Below are 24,169 nucleotides of genomic sequence, written 5' to 3' on the forward strand. Positions count from 1 at the left end.
GCGGCCGGGGGCGGAGTGGTCGAAGAGCGTCGCGCCGACGACGTGCGCCGGTCGACCACGCCGTGGGACTCGGCCACGACCCGGGGTCGTCGGTGCTCGTCGGGGGAGGTCCCTCAGCGCTCCGGCGCCTGCGGCCGCTGCCCGCGCGCCAGCAGCGCCAGGTGCAGCGCCAGGCGCGTCTCCGGGTCCTCCAGGTCCCGCCCCAGCCGGCGCGCCAGCCGCTCCACGCGCCCGTAGGCGGCCGGGCGCGACAGGTGCAGGCGGGCGGCGAGCCGGGTCATCGACCCGCCGGCGGCCAGGTGGTGGGCGAGCAGCTCCAGGTCGGCCGCCCCGCCGTCGGGTGCCTGCAGCAGCGGCAGCAGCTGCGCCTCGGCGAACTCCGCCAGCCGGGCGTCGTCGCGCAGGTGCCACAGCAGCCCCCGCACGCCCAGGTCGCCCGTGCGGTGGACCGCGCCCGGCGCCCGCCCGGGCAGCGCGGCCGCCACCTGCGCCACGTGCCGCGCCTCGGCGAAGCCCTCCGCCGCCTCGGCCAGCCGGCCCACCACCGGTCCCGCCGCCAGCGTCGCCCCCGGCGGCAGCGCGCGGGCCAGCCGCGGCAGCACCTGCTCGGCCAGGCGGTCGGCGGGGGCGCTGAGCAGCGCGCCGACCAGCGGCCCGCCCAGCGGGGCGGTGATGCCGACCTCCTGCGCCCCCGCCAGCACCGAGGCCACCAGGGTGCGCTCCGCGTCCGCGGCCGCGTGCACGACGACGGCGACCAGGCTGCCGCGCAGCGGCAGCCCCAGCGCCCGGGCGCGGCTGCGCAGCTCCGCCTCGTCGACGCCGCGGGCGCGCAGCAGGTCGCGCAGCAGGTCGTCGTGGGCCTGCTGCACCAGCCGCTCCGCCGGGTCGGCGCCGTCGGCGGCCAGCAGCCGCGCCACCGTCAGCGTCTCCGCGGCGCGCTCCAGCACGAGCGCGACGTCGGCGACCTCGGCGCGCTCGGGCAGCACCAGGCGCCCCCAGCGGTCGCCGACGGCCCCCACCGGCGTCACCACCCACCCCTCGGGCCCGCCCGCCGCCGTCGCGGTCGCGGGCGGCACCCGCCGCGAGCGCGCCGACCAGTCGCGCAGCACGTCGGCGGCGGCCGCGCCGGCCGCGGCGTGCGCGAGCGCGCGGTGGGCCAGGTCCTCCAGCACCACCGGGCGCGCCAGCAGCCGCGCGGCCCGCGCCAGCACCTCGTCCGCGGGCACGCCGGTGGTGCCCAGCGCCGCGAACGTCGCGTGCACGCGCTCGGCGAAGCGCAGCCGGGCGTACTGCTCGTGCAGGATCCGCGCGTGCACCTGCTCGGTGACCTCCACGAAGCGCACCGTCCGCGACAGCTCCACCAGGGGGAAGCGGGCCGCGCGGGCCGCGCGCACCAGCGCCTCGGGCAGCGCCGCGACGTGCTGGCCGAGCTCGACGACCAGGCCGACGGCACCCGCCTCGGCGAGCGCGGCCACGTAGCCGGTGGTGTCCACCCGCGGGTCCAGCAGGCCCATGCCGGTGGACAGCACCAGCTCACCGCCGCCCAGCGTCCCGGCCAGCTGCGTCTGCTCGCTGACGTGCACCCAGCGCACCGGTGCCGCCAGCCCCTCCTCGCCCGCGCGCAGGCGGGGCGCGCCCGCGGCCAGGACGGGCAGCGCGAGCACGTCCTCGACGGTCAGCGGCACCCGCCGAGGGTAGTGCGACGGAACGTCGGCGCGGCGCGCTCGGGCGCGACGCTTCGTCGCTGCCGCCCGGCGCCCGCGGCGCGCACAGTGGGAGGGGGTGGGACCCACCCGTCCACCGTGCGAGGCGAGGAGCGGCATGACCGTCACCGACCAGAGCGTCCAGGGCCGCAGCGGCTCCGACCTGACGACCGCGGCCCGCGAGCACCTGTGGATGCACTTCGCCCGCATGGGCGCCTACCAGGACACCCCGGCGCCCGTCATCGTCAAGGGCGAGGGCGCGTACCTGTGGGACGACACCGGGCGCCGGGTCCTCGACGGGCTGTCCGGGCTCTTCGTCGTCCAGGTCGGGCACGGGCGCGCCGAGCTCGCCGAGGTGATGGCCGAGCAGGCCCGCCAGCTGGCGTTCTTCCCGGTGTGGGGCTACGCCACCGAGCCCGCGATCCGCCTCGCCGAGCGCGTGGCCTCCTACGCCCCGGGCGACCTGAACCGGGTGTTCTTCACCACCGGCGGCGGTGAGGCCGTCGAGAGCGCCTGGAAGGTCGCCAAGCAGTACTTCAAGCTCACCGGCAAGCCGCTGAAGCACAAGGTGATCTCCCGCGCGACCGCCTACCACGGCACCCCGCAGGGCGCGCTGGCCATCACCGGCCTGCCCGCCATGAAGCAGGCCTTCGAGCCGCTGACGCCCGGCGGGTTCCGCGTGCCCAACACCAACATCTACCGCGCCGAGCGCATGGGCGCCCCCACCGACCCCGTCGAGTTCGGCCGCTGGGCCGCCGACCGCATCGAGGAGGCCATCCTCTTCGAGGGCGCCGAGACCGTCGCGGCCGTCGTGCTGGAGCCGGTGCAGAACTCCGGCGGCTGCTTCACCCCGCCGCCGGGCTACTTCCAGCGGGTGCGCGAGATCTGCGACCGCCACGACGTGCTGCTGGTCTCCGACGAGGTCATCTGCGGCTTCGGCCGCCACGGCACGATGTTCGCCTGCGAGAAGTTCGGCTACCAGCCCGACATCATCACCTGCGCCAAGGGCATGAGCTCCGGCTACGGGCCCATCGGCGCGATGATCGCCAGCGACCGGATCATGGAGCCGTTCCTGGAGGGCAAGAACTTCTTCCCGCACGGCTACACCTTCGGCGGCCACCCCGTCTCGGCGGCGGTGTCGCTGGCCAACCTCGACATCTTCGAGCGCGAGGGGCTCAACCAGCACGTGCTCGACAACGAGGCCGCGCTGGGCGCCACGCTGCGCAAGCTGCTCGACCTCGACATCGTCGGCGACGTGCGCGGCGACGGGTACTTCTGGGCGGTCGAGCTCGTCAAGGACAAGGCGACGAAGGAGACGTTCGGCCCGGCCGAGCGCGAGACGCTCATCAAGCAGTTCCTGCCCACGGCGCTGTTCCGCAACGGGCTGTACGCCCGCCCGGACGACCGCGGGGAGCCCGTGATCCAGGTCGCGCCCGCCCTCACCAGCGGGCAGGCCGAGTTCGACGAGATGGAGCAGGTGCTGCGCACGACGCTGCTGCAGGCCAGCGCCCTGCTCTGAGCGCCCTGCTCCGAGGACTCGGCCCCGAGGGCGGTGACGGGCGGTGACGGGCGTGGGTCGTCGGTGGACCGGCCGGGCTCAAGTGGCCCAGCCGGACGCCGATGGGTCGGCGCGGTCACCGCGGCCGCACCGACCCGAGGAGTGTCCGGATGTCCCAGGCGTCCGCAGGCGGCCGTCGCCGCTTCGCCGACCGGTCCGTGGCGACCAAGCTGGCCACGCTCGTGGCCGCGTCGTCGGTCATGGCGGGGGCGCTGCTCGCCGTCGGCCTCACCGGCGCCTCCGAGGTCAACGGGCGCGCACGGGCCATCTACGCCGAGGAGCTGGTGCCCGCCCGTGACCTGGCCGGCATCCGCGCCGGCGCGGTGGAGGCCCAGCGCGACCTGGCCAACCTCGCCCTCGCCCAGGACGACGCCGCCCGCGCCGACCTCACCGCGCGCCTGAGCGCCGACGACGAGGCCCTCGACGGCCTCGTCGCCTCGTACTCCGCTGCCGTGACCACCCCGGCCCAGCGCGCGCAGCTGCAGGAGTTCACGACGTGGTGGGACGCCTACCGCGCCACCCGCGACAACTTCCTGCTGCCGCTGGCCACCTCCGGGGACGCCGCGGACCGCGCGAAGTTCCAGACCCTCTACCTCGGCAACGTCGCGATCCTGGCCGGCCACGCCACCGACGCCCTGGACGCCCTGGACGCCACCAGCGACGCCGACGCCGCGGCCTCGCTGGCCGCCGCCTCCGACAGCTGGTCGCGCGCCCGCCTGACCTCGATCGTCGTCGCGCTCGTCGGCCTGGTCGTCACCGCGCTGCTGGCCGTCTGGACGACCCGCCTCGTGGTGCGCCCGCTGCGCCGCGTCGTGGACGTCCTGCACCGCGTCGCCGACGGCGACCTCACCGCGACCGCCGACGTGCGCCAGCGCGACGAGGTCGGCCAGATGGCCCAGGCGCTCGCGAGCGCCACGGACGGCATGCGCAGCACCGTCTCCGGCCTGCACGCCGAGGCCGCGGCCCTCGCCGGGGCCGCCGAGCTGCTGCGCGACAACACCCGCGTCATCGCCGGCGGCGCCGAGGACGTCTCCCAGCGCGCCGCGCAGGTCGCCCGGTCCGCCGGCGAGGTGAGCGCCCACATCGGCGGGGCCGCCGCCGGTGCCGAGGAGATGGGCGTGTCCATCCAGGAGATCTCCACCAACGCCGCCCGCGCGGCCGAGGTGGCCGGCGACGCCGTGCGCATCGCCGCCGAGACCGGCGGGACGATGGCCCAGCTGGGGCGCTCCTCCTCCGAGATCGGCGACGTCGTCAAGACGATCACCTCCATCGCCGAGCAGACCAACCTGCTGGCCCTCAACGCCACCATCGAGGCCGCCCGCGCCGGGGAGATGGGCAAGGGCTTCGCCGTCGTCGCCGGCGAGGTCAAGGAGCTGTCCGCGCAGACCGCGCGCGCCACCGAGGACATCGCCCAGCGCATCGAGGCCATCCAGCGCGACGTCGACAACGCCGTGGGCGCGATCGGCAGCATCGGCTCGGTCGTCTCCGAGATCAGCGACTACCAGGGCACCATCGCCGCCGCCGTCGAGGAGCAGGCCGCCACCACCCGGGAGATGGGCCGCAGCGTCGCCGACGCCGCCGGCGGCGCGGGGCAGATCGCCTCCACCGTCGAGACGGTCGCCGCGGCCGCCCGGGCCACCGGCGCGGGCGCCGCCGACTCCGACCGGGCCGTCAGCGAGCTGGCGCAGATGGCGGCGCGCATGCGCACCGCGGTCTCCCGCTTCACGTACTGACCCGCCCGCCGAACCCCTCGCACGAGCCCGACGACCAGAACCCGGAGCCAGTCACGATGAGCCGAAACACCCGCCGCGCGGCGACCCTGCTCGCCGGTGCCGCGGTGCTCGCCGGTGCCCTCGCGGGCTGCGGCGGCGACACCACCACCGCGCCGGCGGCCGCGGCGGACGGGCCGCACGTCGCCTTCCTCATGCCCGCGACCTCGCTGCGCTTCATGGCCTACGACATGCCGAACTTCTCCGTCGAGCTGTCGAAGCAGTGCCCCACCTGCGTCGTCGACGTGCGCACCGCCGAGGACCAGGCCACCCAGAACGAGCAGGCGCAGGAGGCGCTCGACGACGGCGCGGCGGCCCTGGTCGTCGTCGCCATCGACGGTGCGCAGGCGGCCCCGCTGGCCCGGGCGGCCGACGCGGCCGACGTGCCCGTCGTCGCCTACGACCGCCTCGTCAAGGACGCCCCGCTCGACTACTACGTCTCCTTCGACGGCGGCGCGGTCGGCGAGCTCGGCGGGCAGGCGGTCCTCGACGCGGTCGGCACCGACACGGCGGGCGGCGCGATCGTCATGCTGCAGGGCGACCCGGCCGACAACAACGCCGGGCTGTTCGCGGCCGGGGCGCACTCCGTCCTCGACGGGAAGGTCGACATCGCCAGCGAGCGCTACGTCACCGGCTGGAGCGCCGACGAGGCCGCGGTGCAGATGCGCGAGGCCCTGGGCGACCTGGGCGGTCGCCGGCTGCTCGGCGTCTACACCGCCTACGACGGCCTGGCCGCCGGTGCGCTGCAGGCGCTGACCGAGGCCGGGATCAGCGGGGTGCCGATCACCGGGCAGGACGCGGAGACCGCCGCGCTGCAGCGCATCCTGGCCGGGACGCAGACGATGACGGTCTACAAGGACCTGCCCGGGCAGGCCCGCACGACCGCCGGCCTCGTCGCCGCCGTGCTCGCCGGCGAGGAGCCGGAGACCACCGGGACGACCGACAACGGCGCCGGCGCGGTGCCGACGGTGCTGCTGCAGCCGCAGGCGGTGGGCAAGTCGCAGATCGCCGGCGAGGTGATCGCCGACGGCTACACGACCGTCGACGCGCTGTGCGCCGGCACCGCCAGCCAGCTGTGCGCGGACGCGGGGATCTCCGCGGGCTGACCCGCGACCCGACCCGGGACCCGACCCGGGACCCGACCCGGGACCCGCACGCACGAGAGCGCCCGGCCCCCGCAGGAACCTGCGGGGGCCGGGCGCTCTGGTGCTCGGGGGAGGGGTGCGCGGTGTCCGCGCGCCGCCTCAGCCGGCGGCGGCCGCTGCGGCGGCGGCCCGGGCGGCGGCGAACCGCGACACCGGCTGCTGCAGCTCCAGCGAGGAGATGGCGTCGCACAGCTGCGGCAGCGAGTCCAGGACCTGCTCGGCCACCTCCAGCTCGACCGGGGTGGAGGACAGGATGGTCACCGTCAGGCGGCCCGCCGTGCTCGGGCCCTGGGAGACGAAGCAGCCCGGCATCCGGGCGGACAGCCCGCTCAGGAAGCCGTTCAGCTCGCGGGCCCCGATGGGGCGGGTGGTCTCCAGTGCCAGGACCGTCTTCATGGTGCTCCTCCGTGCCGCTGTCCGGCCGTCCGTGTGCGTCGTAGGAGTCATCGGCACGCCCGGTGGGGCGCCACAGCACCGGGAGGGGCTTGTCCCTGTTCGGACCAAGCCCTCACCCGCTCGCGGCGGCCGTGACGCAGCGCGAGCACGGGCGGGGCGTCAGCCGGCGTCGTCGGCGCCCTCGCTGGGCCAGCGGTCGGCGACGACCTCGAAGCGCTCGCGCACCGAGCGCACGTGCCGGCGCAGCTCCTCGGCGGTGGCGGCGTCCAGGCGCCCGCCGGAGGCCCAGGCCTCCACGTCGGCCTGCAGCTCGTCCAGGGCGGTGCGCACGTCGGAGATCGGAGAGGTGATCACCCGGGCATCCTCGTGCCTGCGGGGCCCGACAGCTCGGCGAGGTCGGCCTTGCGCAGCAGCCCGTGCGCGCCGCTGAGGCGGTCGACGACCTGCGAGACCGCGAAGTCGCCGGCCGCCGACAGGTAGGCCAGGGCGTGCGGGGGGTCCATCCCGCGGTCGACGAGCAGGGCGATCGCGGTGCGCACGGCGGCGCGCACGGCCTCGCCGAGGTCGGCGTCGACGCCGATGGGCACCAGCAGCTCCGGCGTCTCGCCCCACAGGGCCCCGCGCACGCGCACGGCCTCGGCGGGGACGAGGTCCAGGCGCAGGCGCGCGCGCAGCGGGGCCTCGAAGGCGGTCAGCGCCACCTCGCCGTCGCCCTGGGCGTAGTGCGGGTCGCCGACGTAGAGGAGCGCGCCGTCGACCTGCACCGGCAGGTGCAGCGTCGAGCCGGCGCCCAGCGCGGACACGTCGAGGTTGCCCCCGTGCATCCCCGGCGGCACCGAGTGCAGGTGCTCGGGGCCGGGGGTGCCCACGCCCACCAGCCCCAGGAAGGGCCTGAGCGGGAAGCGGACCCGCGCGTCGGTGCCCGCCGCCGCGGGCATGCTGCCGCGCCGCGCCCCGGTGGCGGGGTCGGTCTCCACCCGGGCCAGCACCGAGAAGAGCGCGGCGCCGTCGCGGGGGTACTCCCCGGGCAGCGCGCCGCGCCCGTGGCGGTTGCTGACGACGCCGTGGTCGGCGCGCAGCTCCAGCGCCTCGACGGTGACCGAGAGCACGTCGCCGGGGCGCGCGCCGCGCACCCGCACGGGGCCGGTGACCACGTGCGGGCCCTGCACGGCCGGGTCGTGGGGGACGGAGCGGGCGATCTCGACGGCGTCGGGCAGGACGGCGGCGGCCTCGACGCCGCGGGCGGTGAAGAAGGCCACCGGGTCGCGGCCCTGGTCCTCCAGGATGCCCTCGTGGCTGACGGTGTCCACGACGAGCACGTCACCGGGGTCGACCTCCAGCACGGGGCGGTCCCCGGCGCACGGCAGGTCGCCCCAGCGGACGGTGGACGGCGTCGAGGGCAGCTGGTGGACCGTCAACGGAACCTCCTGGAGGGGGTGTGCGTGGAACGATCGTTGCATATGCTGGCCGACGTGGAACAGCAGATCCGGACGTGGGCCCCGGCACCCGCCCTCTCCCGCACCGCCGTGCTCGCCCCCGTCGACCCGCCGCCGCGGCTGCTCATGGGCCCGGGCCCGATCACGGTCGACCCGCGCGTGCTGCGCGCGATGTCCGCCCAGCTCACCGGGCAGTACGACCCGTGGATGACGGCGTGCATGACCGAGACCCAGGCGCTCTACCGCGAGGTGTTCCGCACCCGCAACGAGGCGACGGTGCTCGTCGACGGCACCTCGCGCGCCGGCATCGAGGCCGCGCTGGTCTCCCTGATCACCCCCGGCGACCGGGTGCTCGTGCCGGTCTTCGGCCGCTTCGGGCACCTGCTGCGCGAGATCGCCGAGCGCTGCGGCGCCGAGGTCCACGTGCGCGAGGTCCCCTGGGGGCGGGTGTTCACCCCCGAGGAGCTGGAGCGGGCCGTCCGCGAGGTCCGCCCGCAGCTCGTCGCCCTCGTGCAGGGCGACACCTCCACGACGATGAACCAGCCGCTGGAGGGCCTCGGCGAGGTGTGCCACCGCCACGGCGCGCTGCTCTACGTCGACTGCACCGCCTCCCTGGGCGGCAACCCCTTCGCCATGGACGACTGGGGGGTGGACGCCGCCACCGCCGGCCTGCAGAAGTGCCTGGGCGGCCCCTCCGGCAGCTCCCCGCTGTCGCTGTCCGCGCGCGCCGTCGAGGTCGTCGACTCCCGGCGCAGCGTCGAGGCGGGCCTGCGCGCCGACCCGGACGCCGAGGACGGCGCGGCGGCGGACGGGCGGCGGGTGCGCTCCAACTACTTCGACCTCGGGATGGTCCTGGACTACTGGAGCGAGGCGCGGCTGAACCACCACACCGAGGCCACGACGATGCTCTACGGCGCCCGCGAGTGCGCCCGCCTGCTGCTGGAGGAGGGCCTGGAGGCGGCCGTCGCCCGCCACCGCCTGCACGGCGACGCGGTGCTCGCCGGCGTGCGGGGCCTGGGGCTGCGGGTGTTCGGCGACGTGGCGCACAAGATGCACAACGTCGTGGCCGTCGAGGTCCCCGACGGCGTGGACGGCGAGGCGGTGCGCTCGGCGCTGCTGCACGACTACGGCATCGAGATCGGCACCTCCTTCGGCCCCCTCGCCGGGCGCGTGTGGCGCATCGGGACCATGGGCTACAACGCCCGCAGGGACGCCGTCCTGGTCACCCTCGCCGCGCTGGAGGCGGTGCTGCGCACCGCCGGCGCCCCGCTCGTCCCCGGCGGCGGCACGGGCGCCGCCCTGGAGGTCTACGCGCAGGGGGTGCCCGCGTGAGCGCGCAGGCCCCCCCGGCCGGCGCCGCCCCCGCCGGCGCGCCACTCGCCGACGCCCGCCGCGCGCTGCGGCGCTGCGACGAGCTCGCGGGCCTGTCGGCGAGCGCGCAGGGCGTCGAGCGCGTGCACCTGTCGCCCGAGCACGCCCGCGCCAACGCCCTGGCCGCGGGCTGGATGGGCGAGCTCGGCATGCGCACCTGGAGCGACCAGGCCGGCAACCAGTGGGGGCGCCTGGAGGGCCGCGCCCCCGGCCTGCCCGCGCTCGTGCTGGGCTCGCACCTGGACACCGTCCCCGACGCCGGGCGCTACGACGGCGTCCTCGGCGTCGTCAGCGCGCTGGAGGTCGTGCGCCGGCTCGCGCCGCGCGCCGCCTCGCTGCCCTTCGCCCTGGAGGTCGTCGCCTTCTCCGACGAGGAGGGGACCCGCTTCTCCACCGCGCTGCTCGGCAGCTCCGCGGTGGCCGGGGCCTGGCGCGAGGAGTGGTGGGAGCGCACCGACCGCGACGGCGTCAGCGTTCGCGAGGCCGCCGAGCGCTTCGGGCTGGACCCCTCCCGCGTGCACGAGGCCGCCCGCCGGCCCGAGGACCTCGTCGGCTACCTGGAGCTGCACATCGAGCAGGGCCCGCTGCTGGAGGCCGCCGACCGGCCGCTGGGCGTGGTCACCTCCATCGCGGGCGCCCGGCGCTTCACCGCCCGGGTGCTCGGCGAGGCCCGCCACGCCGGCGGCACCCCCTACCCCCGGCGCCGCGACGCCCTCGTCGGCGCCGCGGAGGTCGTGCTGGCCGTCGAGCGCCTGGCCGTCGAGGCCGACGGCATCGCCACCGTGGGGCGGCTGCAGGCCCACCCGGGCGGGGTCAACGTCGTGCCCGGCCTCGTGGAGCTCTCCCTCGACGTGCGCGCCGAGCACGACGAGGACCGCGACGCCCTCGTCGAGCGGATCAGCGAGCACGCGCAGCGCTCCTGCGCGGCGCGCCGGCTGACCTTCGAGCTCACCGAGACGCACACCGCGGCCGGCGTGCGCTGCGACGAGGAGCTCCAGGCGTCGGTGGTGGCCGGCATCGCCGCCACCGGGGACGGCGCCCCGCTGCGCACCTGGAGCCGCGCCGGGCACGACGCGATGGCGGTGGCCGCGATCACGCCGGTGGCCATGCTCTTCGTGCGCTGCGCGGACGGCATCAGCCACGCGCCGCAGGAGTCCGTCACCCTGGAGGACGTGGCCCACGGCATCGACGCCTTCGAGGCCGCCGTGCTGGACGTGGCGCGGCGGCGCGGGTGAGCGGGCCGGGCGCCCCCGGGCCCGGCGCGAGGACCGGCGCGGAGGCCGGCCAGAAGGCGGGAACGAGGACCGGCGCGGGGGACCGGCCGGGGGACGGGAGCGTGCGCGAGCGCATCGAGCGGACCTGGACGCAGCTCAGCCCCGTCGAGCGCCGGCTGGCCGAGCTGGTGCTCGAGCACGCCGAGGACCTCGCCGGCTACACCGGCGCCGAGCTCGCCGACGCCTCCGGCACCTCCAAGGCGTCGGTCAGCCGGTTCTTCCGGCGCCTGGGCTTCGACTCCTTCGCCCAGGCGCGGGCCGACGCCCGCGGGCTGCGCGCCCGCGGCGTCCCGCTGGGCGGGCTGCCGCCGGACGCCGGGGACGCCGTCGACCTGCACCTGGCCCACGACGCGCGCAACCTCGCGGCGGCCGCGCAGGCGCTGGACCGCGACGCGCTCGAGGCCGCCGCCCGGCTGCTGGCCGGGGCCCGGCGCGTGGTGGTCGCCGGCTGGCGCAACAGCTACCCGGTCGCGCTGCACCTGCGCGAGCAGCTGCTGCAGGCGCGCGCCGACGTCGCCCTGGTGCCGCAGCCGGGGCAGACGGTCGCCGAGGAGGTCGCCTCGCTGGGGGAGCGCGACGCGTTCGTCCTCGTCGCCTTCCGCCGCCGGCCGCCCGCGGTGGCCGCCGTGCTCGGGCACGTGAGCGGGCTCGGGGTGCCCTCGGTCGTGCTCGCGGACCCCACGGCCCGGCCGGCCACCGCCGCGGCGCGGCACCGCTTCGAGGTCCCCGTCGACGGTCCCGGCGCCTTCGACAGCTACGCGGCCGCGACGGCCGTGGTCGCGGTGCTCGCCGAGGCGGTGCTGGCCCGCTGCGGGGCGCGCGGGCGCGCCCGCCGCGGCGCCGTCGCCCGGGCGCACGAGGCGCTCTCGGAGCTGGAGGTGCGCTGACGCCGCAGCACCGGGCCCTGCCGCTCAGGCCTCGTCGCCCGCCAGCACGCTGCGGCTGCCGCCGGAGCGCTTGGCGACGTACATGGCGGCGTCGGCCCGCGACAGCAGCGAGTCGGCGTCGTCGTCGCGCACCGAGGTCGTCACGCCGACGCTGGCGCCGATCGTCGCCGGGCCGGCGCTGAGCAGGAACGGCTCGCGCAGGCACGCGACGACGGCCTCGCCGACGTCCTCGACCAGCCCGGGCAGCCGGTCCGGCAGCAGGACGGCGAACTCGTCGCCGCCCAGGCGGGCGGGCAGCCCGTCCGCGCCGACCGCCTGGGCCAACCGCCGGGCGGCCTCCTGCAGCAGCTCGTCGCCGGCCGCGTGCCCGAGGGTGTCGTTGACCGCCTTGAAGCCGTCCAGGTCGGCGAACAGCACCGCCACGCTCGCCCCCTCGGCGACGCAGCGCTCCAGCGCGGCGGTGAAGTGCCGCCGGTTCGGCAGCCCCGTCAGGGCGTCCACCAGCGCGTGGCGCTCGGACTCCTCCGACAGCCGCACGCGCACCAGGGCTGCCGCGGCCAGGGCGGCCAGGGACTCCACCGCCGTCTGGTCGATGCGCTGGGAGGCCGGGGCCGGTGCGCGCCGGGCGACGACCCAGCGCCCGGACTCGCCGGGGATCGCGCAGCCGACCTCCTCGGCGCCGGGCGGGCGGGCGCACACCTGCAGCAGCCCCGTCGACACCAGCGCGGAGCCGTGCAGCTCCAGCGCCTGCACGAGCTCGTCGGCGCTGGCCGCGGCGTGCACCTGCACCGCGGCCTGGAAGAGGGCGTGCTGCTGGCGGCGGCGCTGGTGGGCGCTGCGCGAGGCCGACGCCGCCACGACGACGGCCAGCACGGGCACCAGGGTGAGCGCCACGACCCAGGGCGGCAGGGCCAGCTCGACGGCCGCCGCCAGGTAGCCCAGCACCGCCACGAGCAGGAACATCCCCCCGCCCACGGCCGTGCCCGGCTCGATGAGCTCGGCCACCGGGCTGCGGCCGTGCTCGACGGCGACGGAGAGCGCCGACAGCACCGCGTCGGTGACGTAGTACGCGCCGGCGCCGGTGAGGACGGCCAGCAGCTGGCGCGGGGTGAGGGGGTCGGCGGGCGCCAGCGCGCCGACGACGAGCGCGGCGACGAGGCCGGAGAGCATCGCCGAGCCGGCGTTGAAGACGCGGGAGGTCCAGGAGCGCCGGTCGAGCAGGTGGGCAGGCAGCGTCGACAGCGTCCACGTCAGCAGCGCCGTGCCGGGCGAGGCGGCCGGCGGGTGGACGGTGAGCAGGTGGAAGAGCACCACCGGTGACAGCGGCACGGAGATGCCGGAGGCGATGCCGGTCACCAGCAGCGGGAAGCGCGCCAGGACCCAGCACAGCGGCACGCTCAGCACGAGCGCCCCCGCCAGCGCCGCGTCCGCCCCGCCCGCGCGCCAGCGCAGCAGGGCGCCCACCAGGGCGCCGAGCCCGAGCACGAGGGTCGCCGTGTCCACGGCCACCGACGCGCGCGGCCAGCCACCAGCCCGCCTGTTGTCCACGTGCACGCTCCGTGGTCGCCTCCGCGCGCCGGACGGCGCACCACCCCCGCCCATCGGCAGCGGGGCGGGTCCGCTTGAGCGGGCCGGGAGCCCGTCGCGGCGGCGGTAACCTGGGGCTGCCGATCCCACTCCCCTAAGGAGCCCCGCGCATGGGCCGCGTCGTCATCGACGTCATGCCGAAACCCGAGATCCTCGACCCGCAGGGGAAGGCCGTCGTCGGCGCCCTTCCGCGCCTGGGGTTCGACCTCTTCACCGGTGTCCGCCAGGGCAAGCGCTTCGAGCTGGAGGTGCCCGGCGAGGTGACCCCCGAGGTCCTGGAACAGGCCCGCCGGGCCGCCGAGACCCTGCTGTCCAACCCGGTCATCGAGGACGTCGTCTCCGTGCGCGACGCGAGCGCCGCCGAGGTCGGCGCGTGAGCGAGGGCACGAGGGTCGGCGTCGTCACCTTCCCCGGCTCCCTCGACGACGGCGACGCCCGCCGCGCGGTGAAGCTGGCCGGCGCCGAGCCGGTGGTGCTCTGGCACGCCGACGCCGACCTGCGCGGTGTCGACGCGGTCGTGCTGCCCGGCGGCTTCTCCTACGGCGACTACCTGCGCTGCGGCGCCATCGCCCGCTTCGCCCCCGTCATGGGCGAGGTCGTGCGCGCCGCCGGGGCCGGGATGCCGGTGCTCGGCATCTGCAACGGCTTCCAGGTGCTGTGCGAGTCGCACCTGCTGCCGGGGGCCCTGGTGCGCAACGACCACCAGCGGTTCCTGTGCAAGGACCAGCGGCTGCGGGTGGAGTCGAGCGCGACGGCGTGGACCTCCGCGTTCGCGCCGGGCCAGGAGATCACGATCCCGCTCAAGAACGGCGAGGGCGGCTTCGTCGCCGACGAGGCCACCCTGGACCGCCTCGAGGGGGAGGGCCGCGTCGTCTTCCGCTACCTGGAGGGCAACCCCAACGGCTCGCTGCGCGACATCGCCGGCATCAGCAACGAGCGCGGCAACGTCGTGGGCCTCATGCCGCACCCCGAGCACGCCGTCGAGGAGCTCTTCGGCCCCGGCCTGGACGGGCTGGGCCTGTTCGCCTCCGTGCTGAGCGCCGGCCTGCGGGCGGTGAGCGCGTGAGCGCCCCGGCCACGAGCGCGCTGGACACCGTCGAGCGCGCCGCGCAGACGCCCGAGCACCCCCAGCCGTGGTCGGAGCTGGGCCTGAAGGCCGACGAGTACGCGCGCGTCCGCGAGATCCTCGGCCGCCGCCCGACGGGCGCGGAGCTGGCGATGTACTCGGTGATGTGGAGCGAGCACTGCTCCTACAAGAGCTCCAAGGTGCACCTGCGCACCTTCGGCGAGCACCTCACCGAGGACATGAAGGCCTCGCTCATGGTCGGCATCGGCGAGAACGCCGGCGTCGTCGACATCGGGCAGGGCTGGGCCGTCACCTTCAAGGTGGAGAGCCACAACCACCCCAGCTTCATCGAGCCCTACCAGGGCGCCGCGACCGGTGTCGGCGGCATCATCCGCGACATCATGGCGATGGGCGCGCGCCCCGTCGCGGTCATGGACTCGCTGCGCTTCGGGGCGGTCGACCACCCCGACACCGCCCGCGTCGTGCCGGGCGTGGTCTCCGGCGTCGGCGGCTACGGCAACTGCATCGGGCTGCCCAACATCGGCGGCGAGGTCGTCTTCGACCCCTCCTACCAGGGCAACCCGCTGGTCAACGCCCTGTGCGTGGGGGCGCTGCGCCACGAGGACCTGCACCTGGCCAACGCCCGCGGCGTCGGCAACCTCGTCGTGCTGTTCGGCGCCCGCACCGGCGGCGACGGCATCGGCGGCGTCTCGGTGCTGGCCAGCGAGACCTTCGACGCGGGCGGCCCCAGCAAGCGCCCCGCGGTGCAGGTGGGCGACCCGTTCCAGGAGAAGGTGCTCATCGAGTGCTGCCTGGAGCTCTTCCACGCCGGGCTCGTGGAGGGCATCCAGGACCTCGGCGGCGCCGGGCTGTCCTGCGCGACGAGCGAGCTGGCCTCCGCCGGTGACGGCGGGATGCTCATCCACCTCGACCGCGTCCCGCTGCGCGACCCCTCGCTGGCTCCCGAGGAGATCCTCATGAGCGAGTCGCAGGAGCGCATGATGGCGGTCGTCACGCCCGCCAACGTCGAAGCCTTCCTCGCGGTGACGGCCAGGTGGGACGTCGAGGCCGCGGTGCTGGGCGAGGTCACCGACGGCGACCACCTGGTCGTGCAGTGGCACGGCGAGACCGTCGTCGACGTGCCGCCGCGCACCGTCGCCCACGACGGCCCGGTCTACGAGCGCCCGTACGCGCGCCCGGCCTCCCAGGACGCGCTGCAGGCCGACGCGCCGACGGCCGCCCGGCTGGCGCGCCCGGCCGGCGGCGAGGAGCTGCGCGCGACCCTGCTGCGCATGGTCGCCTCGCCCAACCTGTGCTCGCGCTCGTGGGTCACCGACCAGTACGACCGCTACGTGCTGGGGCGCACCGCGCTGGCGATGCCCGACGACGCGGGCGTGGTCCGCATCGACGAGGAGAGCGGCCTGGGGGTGGCGCTGAGCCTGGACGGCAACGGCCGCTACGCGCGGCTGGACCCGCGCACGGGCGCGCAGCTGGCCCTCGCGGAGGCGTACCGCAACGTCGCCGCCACCGGCGCGAAGCCGCTCGCGGTCACCGACTGCCTGAACTTCGGCTCGCCGGAGGACCCGGGGGTCATGTGGCAGTTCGCCGAGGCCGTGCAGGGCCTGGCGCTGGCCTGCGAGGAGCTGGGCGTGCCGGTCACCGGCGGCAACGTGTCGCTGTACAACCAGACCGGCGACCGGGGGCTGGACTCCGCGGTCCTGCCCACGCCGGTGATCGGCGTGCTCGGCGTCCTCGACGACGTCGCCCGCCGCACCCCCTCGGGCTGGCGCGAGGCGGGGCGCAACGTCTACCTGCTGGGCACGACGCGCGACGAGCTCGGCGGCTCGGAGTGGGCCTGGGCCGAGCACGGCCACCTCGGCGGCCTGCCCCCGGCGCTGGACCTGGCGCACGAGCGGCTGCTGGCCGACGTGCTCGTGCAGTGCTCGCGCGACGGCCTCGTCGAGGCCGCGCACGACCTGTCCGACGGCGGGCTGGCGCAGGCCCTCGCGGAGTCCTCGCTGCGCTTCGGCGTGGGCGCGCGGGTGTGGCTGGACGAGCTGTGCGAGCGCGACGGGATCGACCCCTTCGTCGCGCTGTTCGCCGAGTCCGCGGGCCGCGCGCTCGTGGCGGTGCCGCGCGAGGAGGAGGTGCGCTTCACCGACATGTGCACCGCCCGGGGCCTGGCGCACCTGCGCATCGGCGTCACCGACGCCGTCGCCGGCGAGGAGCCCGTGCTCGACGTGCAGGGGCTGTTCTCGGTGCCGCTGGCGGAGCTGGGCGCGGCGCACGCGGCCACCCTGCCGCGCCACTTCGGCTGAGCCGGCGCGCCCCCCGGACGCCCTCTCCGCTCGCCCACCGCACGCACGAGCGCCCGGCACCTGCTCGCAGGTGCCGGGCGCTCGTGCGTGCCGGCGGGTGCCGGCGGCGGGTGTCAGTAGCGGAAGCGGCTGATCAGCGCCCGCAGCTCGCCGGACATCCGGGCGAGCTCGTCGGCGGAGCGCTGCGAGCGGGAGACGCCCTCGGTGGTCGTCTGCACGGCGGTCGCGACACCGGTGATGTTGGCGGCGATCTCCTGCACGCCGCCCGCGGCCTCGGACACCGAGCGCGACATCTCGTTGGTCGTGGCGGTCTGCTCCTCCACGGCCGAGGCGATCGTGGTCTGGAAGTCGCTGATCGTGGCGATGGTCTCGGAGATGCTGCGGATCGCGTCGACCGCGCCCGCGGTGTCGGCCTGGATGGCCTCCACCCGCCGGGAGATGTCCTCGGTGGCGCGGGCGGTCTCCTGGGCCAGCTCCTTGACCTCGCCGGCGACGACGGCGAAGCCCTTGCCCATCTCGCCGGCACGGGCGGCCTCGATGGTGGCGTTGAGGGCCAGCAGGTTGGTCTGCTCGGCGATGGAGGTGATCGTCTTGACGACGTCGCTGATCTCGCGGCTGGAAGTGCCCAGCTTGGTCATCGTGTGCGTCGTCGCCTCGGCCTCGGCGACCGCCTGGGCCGCCACGCGGGCCGCCTCGGCGGCGTTGGTGGCGATCTCGCGGATGCTCAGCTCCATCTCGCCGCCGCCGGCGGCGGCGGTCTGCACGCTGCCGGCGACGTCGTTGGCGGCCGTGGTGACGACCGCCGCCTGCGCGGAGGACTCGTCGGCGGAACGGGAGATCTCCGAGGAGGTCGCCGAGAGCTGCTCGGCCGCGCGCGAGAGGTCGCCGGAGCTGTCGCCGACCCCGCGCAGGGTGGCGCGCAGGGAGGCCAGCGCCTCGCGCAGGGCACCGGCCATCCGGCCGACCTCGTCGCGGCTGCGGACCTGCGGCTCCGCGGTCAGGTCGCCGTCGCGCAGCGCGGCGAGCACGCGCCCGACCTCCTGCACGGGGCGGGTGATGCCGCGGGCGACGAGGACGCCGGTGCCCAGGGAGCCGAGCGCGCCGGCGAGGGCGATGAGCAGCACCAGCAGCCGGCCCTGGGAGTAGGCGTCCTCGGCGGTGCCCAGGGCGGTGTCGGCCGCCTTCGTGTTGGCCTCCTCCAGCCCGGTGAGGATCTCGTCGAGGGCGTCCCACGCGGGGGCGACCTCGGAGACGTAGTGCGCCCCCGCGGCCTGGACGTCCCCGGCGAGGGAGAGCTCGGTCAGCTGCTCCTCGGCCGCCTTCCAGACCTGCCACTGCGCCTCCAGCGCCTGCAGCGCCTCGGCCTGCCCGGGGGCGGCCTGCGCCTGCACGCGCGAGAGCAGGTCCTCGACGGCCGCGACGTCGGCGGCGTAGGTCTTCGTGAACTCGGGGTCCTGCCCCAGCCCGGGCACCCACGCGATGAGGGTGGAGTCGTAGCGGGCCTGGGAGGTGAGCTGGCGGAAGTCGCTGGAGGCGCCCTGCCCGACGTTCACGGCGTGCAGGGCGACGGCCTGGTCGCGCTGGGAGGCCAGCTCGGCCACGGCGATGCCGGTGACGGCTCCGGTGGCGACGAGCCCGACCAGCACCGAGGAGGCCACGCGCAGCGCGACGGGCCGGTCGGCGAAGGTGCGGCGGGGTCCTGCGGGGGCCTCGGGCATGGCGGGGACAGCGCTCCTCGTGCGTGGGGGTGGTCCCGGTGTCATCGGCAGGCGGCGGCCGGTCCTTGAGGGGCGGGTGCCCGCCACGTCGTGCCGGACGGTCCCGGTGGCCGTCCCGGGCGGTCGGCTCAGCCGTCGAGGGCCGCGGAGGCGTGCCGCGCGGCGGGCGGGCGCCCGGTGGGCCCGGTGCGGGCGGTGGCCAGCACGTGCACGAAGGTCTGGTCGTCGCGGCGGGGCAGCGGGGCGCTGTGGCGCACGACGGCGGCGGCGACCGCGTCCACCAGGCGCGCGCCCTCGCCCAGGTCGCCGGACCGCTCGGCACCGCCGAGCACCTGCGCCAGGCCGTCGGCGCCGAACTCGCGGCCGCGCCCGTCGCGCGCCTCGAGGATGCCGTCGGTGCAGGCGAGCAGCACGTCGCCGTCGGCGAAGGGGTGCACGTCCTCCTGCCAGCTCCAGCCGCTGGTGACCGGTGAGAGCAGCGGCCCGGTGGCGCCCAGCTCGACGGCGTCGCGGCGGCGGCCCTGCGGCAGCAGCAGCGCGGCGGGGTGGCCGGCGTTGGCGCACGTCAGCGTGGCGGCGGCGGTGTCGAGGGTGGCGAGCAGGACCGTCGCGAATAGGTCGGGGGGCACGTCCGCCAGCTGGCGGCTCACCTGCTCCAGGGCGCGCGCGGGGCTCGCGCCGCCGCGCAGCGCGGTGGCCAGGGAGTGCTTCAGGCGCAGGGCGAGGACGGCGCTGACGGGGCCGTGGCCGGCGACGTCGCCGAGGACGAGGACGAGGCGGTCGTCCCCGACGCGCACGGTGTCGTACCAGTCGCCGGCCAGCAGGCCCTCGGCCGGGTCCAGGCGGGCGCTGACCCGCAGGCCGTCGACGTGCTCGTCGAAGGGCTGCAGGGCCGCGCGCAGGGCGCCGATCGCGGGGCCGCTCTGCTCCAGGGCGCCCAGCGCCTCCCGCGTGGTGTGCAGGTCCGCGGTCAGCCGGTCGCGCATCGCCTGCACGTCCGCGGCCAGCGAGCGCACCTCGGGCGCGACCCGGGGTCCCGGCCGCCAGGCGGGGGCGGACAGGTCGCCGTCGGCGACGGCGCGCGCCGCGCGGGCCAGCCGGCCCAGCGGGTGGGTCAGGGTGCGCGAGACGACGAGGCAGCCGGCGACGACGACGGCCAGCAGCGCGGCCAGGCTGGTGCCGAGCAGGGCGAACAGCCGCCGCTGCTGCACCTGCACGGCGCGCTGCTCGCGCCGGTCGGCGGCCTCCAGCCAGTCCACGACGGCGGTGTTGCGCTCGCGGATCTCCTCGAAGAGCTCCCGGCCCCGCTCGGTGGCGGCCCAGGTGCGGGCCGCCTCCAGCTGCCCGCTGCCGGCGAGGGCGATGAGCCGCTGCGCGTGGGTGGACCAGCGCCGGTGCGCGTCGGCGACGCCGCCGACGAGCGAGGGCGGGCCGCCGAGGTCGCGCACGTGGGTGCGCAGCGCCGTGGTCGTGGCGGGCAGCTCGGACTGGGCGTCGCGGTAGGGGTCCAGGAAGCGCCCGTCACCGGTCAGCAGGTAGCCGCGCAGGCCGGTCTCCTCGTCGACGAAGCCGCGCAGCAGCTCGGTGTCGGCCCGCAGGGCGTGGTCGACGGTGTCCTGGGCGCGCTGGGCCTGCCGCAGCTGCCAGCCGGTGCCGCCGAGCAGGGCGCCCGCGAGGAGGACGAGGACGACGAGCACCGCGCCGGTGCCGAGCACCCGCCGGGTCAGCGACGGCCGCCGGTGCGGCCGTGGCCGGGTGCCCATCCCGCCATTGTCGTCGCACTCCGTGGTGCACGACAACGACGGGCCGCCTCACCCGGTGCTCGCGGGCCGGTCCGCACCTCCTCGCCGCGGCCCGCCGCCGCGGCGCTCCTGCGCGGCGTCGAGCTCGTCGTCCAGCCGCCGCTGGTCCCAGTCCTCCACCAGGGCCCGCCACAGCAGGTCCGCCTGGGAGGCCGGGGCGAGCCCGCCGACCGGCTGGTCGCGGTCGAGGTCGGTCGGGAACGCGTACCCCTCCGCCGCCACGGCCACGACGTCGCGCAGCCAGCTCTCCGGCGCTCCGGCGGCGCGCCGCTCGCGCAGCACCCCGAACACCGCCGAGCTCACCGACCGCGTGTCGACCGTCTCCATCGCCCGCCCGAACGCGGAGGAGACCTGCAGCAGGTTCGCCATCCGCTCCACGTCCGCGGAGGTGTTCGAGCCCGCGCCGTGGAGGAGGGCGGGGTTGAAGAACACCGCGTCGCCCTTCGCCAGCGGCAGCTGCACGCGGTGCTCCTCGAAGTACGCGGTGAACTCCGGCTGGTGGAAGGCGACGTAGCCGGCGGGGTGCTTCTGCGAGTGCGGCAGGTAGAGGGTCGGCCCGCTCTCGACGGGCATGTCGACGTGGGCGACGGCGCCCTGCAGCGTCAGCGCGGGGGAGAGCGCGTGCACGTGCGCGGGGTAGCGCAGCGCCTGCTCGCGGTCCATGAACCCCAGGTGGTAGTCGCGGTGGGCGCGCTGGGCCGTGCCGCCCGGGTTGACGACGTTGACCTGCGAGGTGACCTGGTAGCCCGGGCCCAGCCACGCCTCGCAGACCAGCGCGAGGACGTCGGCGGCGTAGTAGTCGGCGAACGCCGCCGGCTCGCGCAGGGCGAACTTGTCCAGCGCTCCCCAGACGCGGTCGTTGGCCCCGGGCTTGGCGAAGTGGTCCCCGCCGCCCGTGCCGGCGGCCTTCTGCTCGGCGATGAGCGCGCGGAACACCGCCGTGGCGCGGTCCACCACCCGCGGCGCGAAAGCGCCGCGGAAGACGACGATCCCCGGCCCGTCGGCGAGGGCGCGCACCAGCTCGGCCTGCACCTCGCGGCGGGCGGCGAGGTCGCCGGGGTCGGCGAGGCGGGCGCGCAGCCGCTCGCCGTAGACGGGCACGCCCCGTTCGAGGTCCTCGGCGTGCGGGTGGTCCTCGGCCCGCGTCGCCACCTCGACGAGCGTGCGGAAGGCGTCCAGGTCGCAGTCGCCGGGACCGAACCACACGGGGGTGCGGGCGCTGGTGGGGGTGCTCATCGGGTCGGCCTCCTCGCCGTCGGGGTCCCTCGGGGTCGTGGCGCGCGGCGTCCTCGCCGCGCGCCCGCCGCGCCTCGCCGCCGCGTCAGCGGTCGACGAGCGTGACCTCGAACGCGTAGCGGCTGGCGCGGTAGACGTGCCGCCCCCACTCCACCGCGCGCCCGGAGTCGTCGTGGGTGGTGCGCTCCATGGTGAGCAGCGGGCTGCCGCGGTTCTCCTGCAGCAGCCGGCACTCCTCGGTGGTGCCGCGGCGGGCGCCGATGCGCTGGCGGGCCACGCGCATCCCGACGCCCCGCGAGCGCAGCAGCTGGTACATGCCGCGCTCGCCGAGGCTGGCCTCGGTGAGGTCGGTGAACTGCTCGGGCAGCCAGTTCTCCAGCACCGCCAGCGGCTCGTCGCCGGAGCAGCGCAGCCGCCGCAGGTGCAGCACGGGGCTGCCCTCTGCCACGGCCAGCGAGGCCGCGACCTCGCCGGGGGCGGGCACGACCTCGTGCAGCAGGACCTGCGTGCTGGGCCGCTGGCCGTGCGCGGCCAGGTCGTCGTGCAGGCTGGTCAGCTCGACGGGGCGGGTGACCTGCCCGTGCACGACCTGGGTGCCGACCCCGCGCTTGCGCACGAGCAGGCCCTTGTCGACCAGCTGCTGGATGGCCCGGCGCATCGTGGGCCGCGACAGCCCGAGGCGGTCCGCCAGGGTGATCTCGTTCTCCAGGCGGGAGCCCGGGGGCAGCTTGCCGCCCTCGATCGCCTGCTCGATCTGGCGGGCGACCTGGAAGTAGAGGGGGACCGGGCTGGACCGGTCCAGGTCGTCGAAGAGGTCGTCCACCGGGAGGCTCCTGTGCTCAGCGTCGCTGCCAGCCGCGACCGGCCGGATCGACATGCTAGCCCGCGGGTGCCCTTCACGTCAGTACGTCTATTTGTCATGACATATCCTTGACAGTGCTGCGGGAGCCGGTCCAGGCTGGGCCCGTCACCGCGCCGCTGCGGCTCCGGGCCAGGCGCCGCGCGGATCCGCCGACGATGACGAGGGAGGCTCGCGTGAGCAGCAGCGCCGCGTTCGACGTGGTGACGATGGGCAGGGTCGGCGTCGACCTGTACCCGTTGCAGGACAACGTCGGGCTGGAGGACGTGGAGACCTTCGGCAAGTACCTGGGCGGCAGCGCGACGAACGTCGCCGTCGCCGCGGCCCGCCACGGCCGCTCCTCGGCGGTGATCACCCGCACCGGCAACGACGCCTTCGGCACGTTCGTGCACAAGGCGCTGGCCGAGCTCGGCGTGTCCGACGCCTTCGTCTCCGGCGTCGACGGGCTGAACACCCCGCTCGCCTTCTGCGAGATGTACCCGCCGGACCACTTCCCGCTGCTGTTCTACCGCCTGCCCACCGCTCCCGACCTGCAGATCCGCGCCGAGGAGCTGGACCTGGAGGCGATCCGCGGCGCCGGGGTGTTCTGGGCCACCGTGACGGGCCTGAGCGAGGAACCCAGCCGGGGCGCGCACCACGCCGCCTGGCAGGCGCGCGAGCGCGCCCCGCTGACGGTGCTGGACCTGGACTACCGGCCGATGTTCTGGAGCGACCCCGCCACCGCGGGGGAGCAGGTGCGCCGCGCGCTGCCGCACGTCACCGTCGCGGTCGGCAACAAGGAGGAGTGCGAGGTCGCCGTCGGCGAGACCGAACCCCGCCGGGCCGCGCAGGCGCTGCTGGAGGCCGGTGTCGAGGTCGCGATCGTCAAGCAGGGCCCGAAGGGGGTGCTGGGCATGACGCGCGACGGCTCCGGGACCCGCGTCGTCGAGGTCCCGCCCACCCCCGTGCAGGTGATCAACGGCCTGGGCGCCGGCGACGGGTTCGGCGGCGCCCTGTGCCACGGCCTGCTGGCCGGCTGGGACCTCGAGCACGTCCTGAGGTTCGCCAACGCGGCCGGGGCCATCGTCGCCACCCGCCGCGAGTGCTCCACCGCCATGCCCACGACCGTCGAGGTCGAGGCGCTGCTCGAGGAGGTCTCCACCCGTGCCTGAGGACACCGCTCCCGCCTTCGCCAGGGACTACGCGGAGGTCTCGCACGTGCGCGCCTTCGAGCCTGCGCGCATCGCCGAGCTCTCCCGCGCCCGCCGCCGCCGCGAGCAGGTGCTGCCCGCCGACGGCCGGCTGATGATCGTCGCGGCCGACCACCCGGCCCGCGGCGCCAACGGCGTCGGCGGCAGGCCCATGGCCATGGCCAGCCGCACCGAGCTGCTGGACCGGCTGCGCACCGCCCTGGCCGATCCGGGGGTGGACGGCCTGCTCGGCAGCGCCGACGTCATCGAGGACCTCACGCTGCTGGGGGCGCTGGAGGGCAAGGTCGTCTTCGGCTCCATGAACCGCGGCGGCTTGCAGGGCGCGGCCTTCGAGCTCGACGACCGCTTCACCGGCTACGACGCCCGCTCGATCGCCGAGGCGAACCTCGACGGCGGCAAGTTCCTCACCCGCATCGCGCTCGACGACCCGGGCACCCTGCCGACGCTCACGGCCTCCGCCGACGCCATCAGCGACCTGGCCGCGCACCGGCTCATCGCCATGGTGGAACCGTTCTGGTCGCGCCACGAGGGCGGCAAGGTGGTCCACGACCTGTCCGCCGACGGCGTCATCAAGTCCGTCAACGTGGCGCAGGCGCTGGGCCGCACCACCGCCTACACCTGGCTGAAGCTGCCCGTGGTGGAGGAGATGGAGCGCGTCATGGAGGCCACCACCCTGCCGACCGTGCTGCTGGGCGGGGACCCGACGACCTCCCCGGAGGAGACGTTCGCGACGTGGCGCAAGGCGCTGGCCCTGCCCTCGGTGCGCGGGCTGACCGTCGGCCGCACGCTGCTGTACCCGCCGGACGACGACGTGGCCGCCGCGGTGCGCACCGCCGCAAGCCTCGTGCACTGAC

At 76.4% G+C, this 24,169-nt stretch carries 20 protein-coding genes; 11 read left to right on the top strand and 9 right to left on the bottom strand.

Annotated elements, in window-relative coordinates:
• Positions 1-113: 113 nt before the first annotated feature.
• On the bottom strand, positions 114-1,685 hold the full coding sequence (locus GTQ99_RS01230; RefSeq protein WP_205706575.1) for a PucR family transcriptional regulator ligand-binding domain-containing protein: 1,572 nt from the start codon (positions 1,683-1,685) through the stop codon (positions 114-116).
• A gap of 136 nt (positions 1,686-1,821) precedes the next feature.
• Here GTQ99_RS01230 and GTQ99_RS01235 point away from each other — a divergent pair, with 136 nt between their 5' ends.
• From GTQ99_RS01235 to GTQ99_RS01245, 3 genes are all read left to right on the top strand, one after another.
• Positions 1,822-3,222 carry an aspartate aminotransferase family protein gene (locus tag GTQ99_RS01235; RefSeq protein WP_166613927.1) on the top strand — a complete coding sequence of 467 codons (1,401 nt, stop codon included), beginning with the start codon at positions 1,822-1,824 and terminating at the stop codon, positions 3,220-3,222.
• Between the two features lie 149 nt (positions 3,223-3,371).
• On the top strand, positions 3,372-4,994 hold the full coding sequence (locus GTQ99_RS25800; protein WP_166613928.1) for a methyl-accepting chemotaxis protein: 1,623 nt from the start codon (positions 3,372-3,374) through the stop codon (positions 4,992-4,994).
• Between the two features lie 56 nt (positions 4,995-5,050).
• Positions 5,051-6,136, top strand: a complete 1,086-nt coding sequence (locus tag GTQ99_RS01245; protein ID WP_166613929.1) for a sugar ABC transporter substrate-binding protein — start codon at positions 5,051-5,053, stop codon at positions 6,134-6,136.
• 138 nt (positions 6,137-6,274) lie between these two features.
• On the opposite strand, the gene GTQ99_RS01250 is transcribed toward GTQ99_RS01245, so the two are convergent.
• The 3 genes from GTQ99_RS01250 to GTQ99_RS01260 all read right to left on the bottom strand — a co-directional run bounded on the left by GTQ99_RS01250 (position 6,275) and on the right by GTQ99_RS01260 (position 7,989).
• Positions 6,275-6,571 carry a hypothetical protein gene (locus GTQ99_RS01250; RefSeq protein WP_166613930.1) on the bottom strand — a complete coding sequence of 99 codons (297 nt, stop codon included), beginning with the start codon at positions 6,569-6,571 and terminating at the stop codon, positions 6,275-6,277.
• Between the two features lie 159 nt (positions 6,572-6,730).
• Positions 6,731-6,925: a hypothetical protein gene (locus GTQ99_RS01255; protein WP_166613931.1), complete on the bottom strand. Its 195-nt coding sequence runs from the start codon at positions 6,923-6,925 to the stop codon at positions 6,731-6,733.
• Positions 6,922-7,989 (bottom strand): acetamidase/formamidase family protein, encoded by a 1,068-nt coding sequence (locus GTQ99_RS01260; protein ID WP_205706576.1) that lies wholly within the window; start codon positions 7,987-7,989, stop codon positions 6,922-6,924. Before GTQ99_RS01260 ends, GTQ99_RS01255 begins: the two co-directional genes overlap by 4 nt.
• Before the next feature lie 144 nt (positions 7,990-8,133).
• On the opposite strand from GTQ99_RS01260, the gene GTQ99_RS01265 reads away from it, so the two are divergent.
• The 3 genes from GTQ99_RS01265 to GTQ99_RS01275 all read left to right on the top strand — a co-directional run bounded on the left by GTQ99_RS01265 (position 8,134) and on the right by GTQ99_RS01275 (position 11,539).
• Positions 8,134-9,339 carry a pyridoxal-phosphate-dependent aminotransferase family protein gene (locus GTQ99_RS01265; protein WP_166613946.1) on the top strand — a complete coding sequence of 402 codons (1,206 nt, stop codon included), beginning with the start codon at positions 8,134-8,136 and terminating at the stop codon, positions 9,337-9,339.
• Positions 9,336-10,613: an allantoate amidohydrolase gene (locus tag GTQ99_RS01270; RefSeq protein WP_166613933.1), complete on the top strand. Its 1,278-nt coding sequence runs from the start codon at positions 9,336-9,338 to the stop codon at positions 10,611-10,613. The genes GTQ99_RS01265 and GTQ99_RS01270 overlap by 4 nt, the downstream gene beginning before the upstream one ends.
• Positions 10,614-10,714: 101 nt before the next feature.
• Positions 10,715-11,539: an SIS domain-containing protein gene (locus GTQ99_RS01275; RefSeq protein ID WP_166613934.1), complete on the top strand. Its 825-nt coding sequence runs from the start codon at positions 10,715-10,717 to the stop codon at positions 11,537-11,539.
• A 24-nt stretch (positions 11,540-11,563) separates the two neighbouring features.
• On the opposite strand, the gene GTQ99_RS26520 is transcribed toward GTQ99_RS01275, so the two are convergent.
• Positions 11,564-13,042, bottom strand: a complete 1,479-nt coding sequence (locus tag GTQ99_RS26520; protein ID WP_205706577.1) for a diguanylate cyclase domain-containing protein — start codon at positions 13,040-13,042, stop codon at positions 11,564-11,566.
• A 194-nt stretch (positions 13,043-13,236) separates the two neighbouring features.
• Between GTQ99_RS26520 and purS the strand changes: the two genes are divergently transcribed.
• From purS to purL, 3 genes are read left to right on the top strand one after another with little or no spacing between them, the layout of a single operon-like run.
• On the top strand, positions 13,237-13,503 hold the full coding sequence (gene purS / locus GTQ99_RS01285; RefSeq protein ID WP_166613935.1) for a phosphoribosylformylglycinamidine synthase subunit PurS: 267 nt from the start codon (positions 13,237-13,239) through the stop codon (positions 13,501-13,503).
• The gene (purQ, locus tag GTQ99_RS01290) at positions 13,500-14,192 is read left to right on the top strand and encodes a phosphoribosylformylglycinamidine synthase subunit PurQ (protein WP_166613936.1); all 693 of its coding nucleotides are present in this window, start codon (positions 13,500-13,502) and stop codon (positions 14,190-14,192) included. The genes purS and purQ overlap by 4 nt, the downstream gene beginning before the upstream one ends.
• Positions 14,189-16,510 carry a phosphoribosylformylglycinamidine synthase subunit PurL gene (gene purL, locus GTQ99_RS01295; protein ID WP_338074640.1) on the top strand — a complete coding sequence of 774 codons (2,322 nt, stop codon included), beginning with the start codon at positions 14,189-14,191 and terminating at the stop codon, positions 16,508-16,510. Before purQ ends, purL begins: the two co-directional genes overlap by 4 nt.
• A 113-nt stretch (positions 16,511-16,623) precedes the next feature.
• Here purL and GTQ99_RS01300 read toward each other — a convergent pair whose 3' ends face one another.
• The 4 genes from GTQ99_RS01300 to GTQ99_RS01315 all read right to left on the bottom strand — a co-directional run bounded on the left by GTQ99_RS01300 (position 16,624) and on the right by GTQ99_RS01315 (position 22,089).
• Positions 16,624-18,228: a methyl-accepting chemotaxis protein gene (locus tag GTQ99_RS01300; RefSeq protein ID WP_205706578.1), complete on the bottom strand. Its 1,605-nt coding sequence runs from the start codon at positions 18,226-18,228 to the stop codon at positions 16,624-16,626.
• A gap of 128 nt (positions 18,229-18,356) precedes the next feature.
• Entirely contained in the window at positions 18,357-19,991 is a 1,635-nt protein-coding gene (locus GTQ99_RS01305; RefSeq protein ID WP_166613938.1) for a PP2C family protein-serine/threonine phosphatase, read from the bottom strand.
• 48 nt (positions 19,992-20,039) lie between these two features.
• Positions 20,040-21,266: a phytanoyl-CoA dioxygenase family protein gene (locus GTQ99_RS01310; protein WP_166613939.1), complete on the bottom strand. Its 1,227-nt coding sequence runs from the start codon at positions 21,264-21,266 to the stop codon at positions 20,040-20,042.
• 85 nt (positions 21,267-21,351) lie between these two features.
• Positions 21,352-22,089 carry a GntR family transcriptional regulator gene (locus GTQ99_RS01315; RefSeq protein ID WP_338074641.1) on the bottom strand — a complete coding sequence of 246 codons (738 nt, stop codon included), beginning with the start codon at positions 22,087-22,089 and terminating at the stop codon, positions 21,352-21,354.
• A gap of 194 nt (positions 22,090-22,283) precedes the next feature.
• Here GTQ99_RS01315 and iolC point away from each other — a divergent pair, with 194 nt between their 5' ends.
• Positions 22,284-23,276 (top strand): 5-dehydro-2-deoxygluconokinase, encoded by a 993-nt coding sequence (iolC, locus tag GTQ99_RS01320; protein ID WP_166613941.1) that lies wholly within the window; start codon positions 22,284-22,286, stop codon positions 23,274-23,276.
• On the top strand, positions 23,269-24,168 hold the full coding sequence (locus GTQ99_RS01325) for a Cgl0159 family (beta/alpha)8-fold protein (RefSeq protein ID WP_166613942.1): 900 nt from the start codon (positions 23,269-23,271) through the stop codon (positions 24,166-24,168). The genes iolC and GTQ99_RS01325 overlap by 8 nt, the downstream gene beginning before the upstream one ends.
• Position 24,169: the final 1 nt, after the last annotated feature.

It is taken from the genome of Kineococcus vitellinus (assembly GCF_009906315.1).
Lineage (GTDB): Bacteria > Actinomycetota > Actinomycetes > Actinomycetales > Kineococcaceae > Kineococcus > Kineococcus vitellinus.

Excerpts from the sequence above, each read along its gene's own strand:
- GTQ99_RS01235 (WP_166613927.1), top strand. The coding sequence starts at position 1,822 with ATGACCGTCACCGACCAGAGCGTCCAGGGCCGCAGCGGCTCCGACCTG.
- GTQ99_RS25800 (WP_166613928.1), top strand. The coding sequence starts at position 3,372 with ATGTCCCAGGCGTCCGCAGGCGGCCGTCGCCGCTTCGCCGACCGGTCC.
- GTQ99_RS01245 (WP_166613929.1), top strand. The coding sequence starts at position 5,051 with ATGAGCCGAAACACCCGCCGCGCGGCGACCCTGCTCGCCGGTGCCGCG.
- GTQ99_RS01250 (WP_166613930.1), bottom strand. The coding sequence starts at position 6,571 with ATGAAGACGGTCCTGGCACTGGAGACCACCCGCCCCATCGGGGCCCGC.
- GTQ99_RS01265 (WP_166613946.1), top strand. The coding sequence starts at position 8,134 with ATGGGCCCGGGCCCGATCACGGTCGACCCGCGCGTGCTGCGCGCGATG.
- purS (WP_166613935.1), top strand. The coding sequence starts at position 13,237 with ATGGGCCGCGTCGTCATCGACGTCATGCCGAAACCCGAGATCCTCGAC.
- GTQ99_RS01300 (WP_205706578.1), bottom strand. The coding sequence starts at position 18,228 with ATGCCCGAGGCCCCCGCAGGACCCCGCCGCACCTTCGCCGACCGGCCC.
- GTQ99_RS01305 (WP_166613938.1), bottom strand. The coding sequence starts at position 19,991 with ATGGGCACCCGGCCACGGCCGCACCGGCGGCCGTCGCTGACCCGGCGG.
- GTQ99_RS01310 (WP_166613939.1), bottom strand. The coding sequence starts at position 21,266 with ATGAGCACCCCCACCAGCGCCCGCACCCCCGTGTGGTTCGGTCCCGGC.
- iolC (WP_166613941.1), top strand. The coding sequence starts at position 22,284 with ATGACGAGGGAGGCTCGCGTGAGCAGCAGCGCCGCGTTCGACGTGGTG.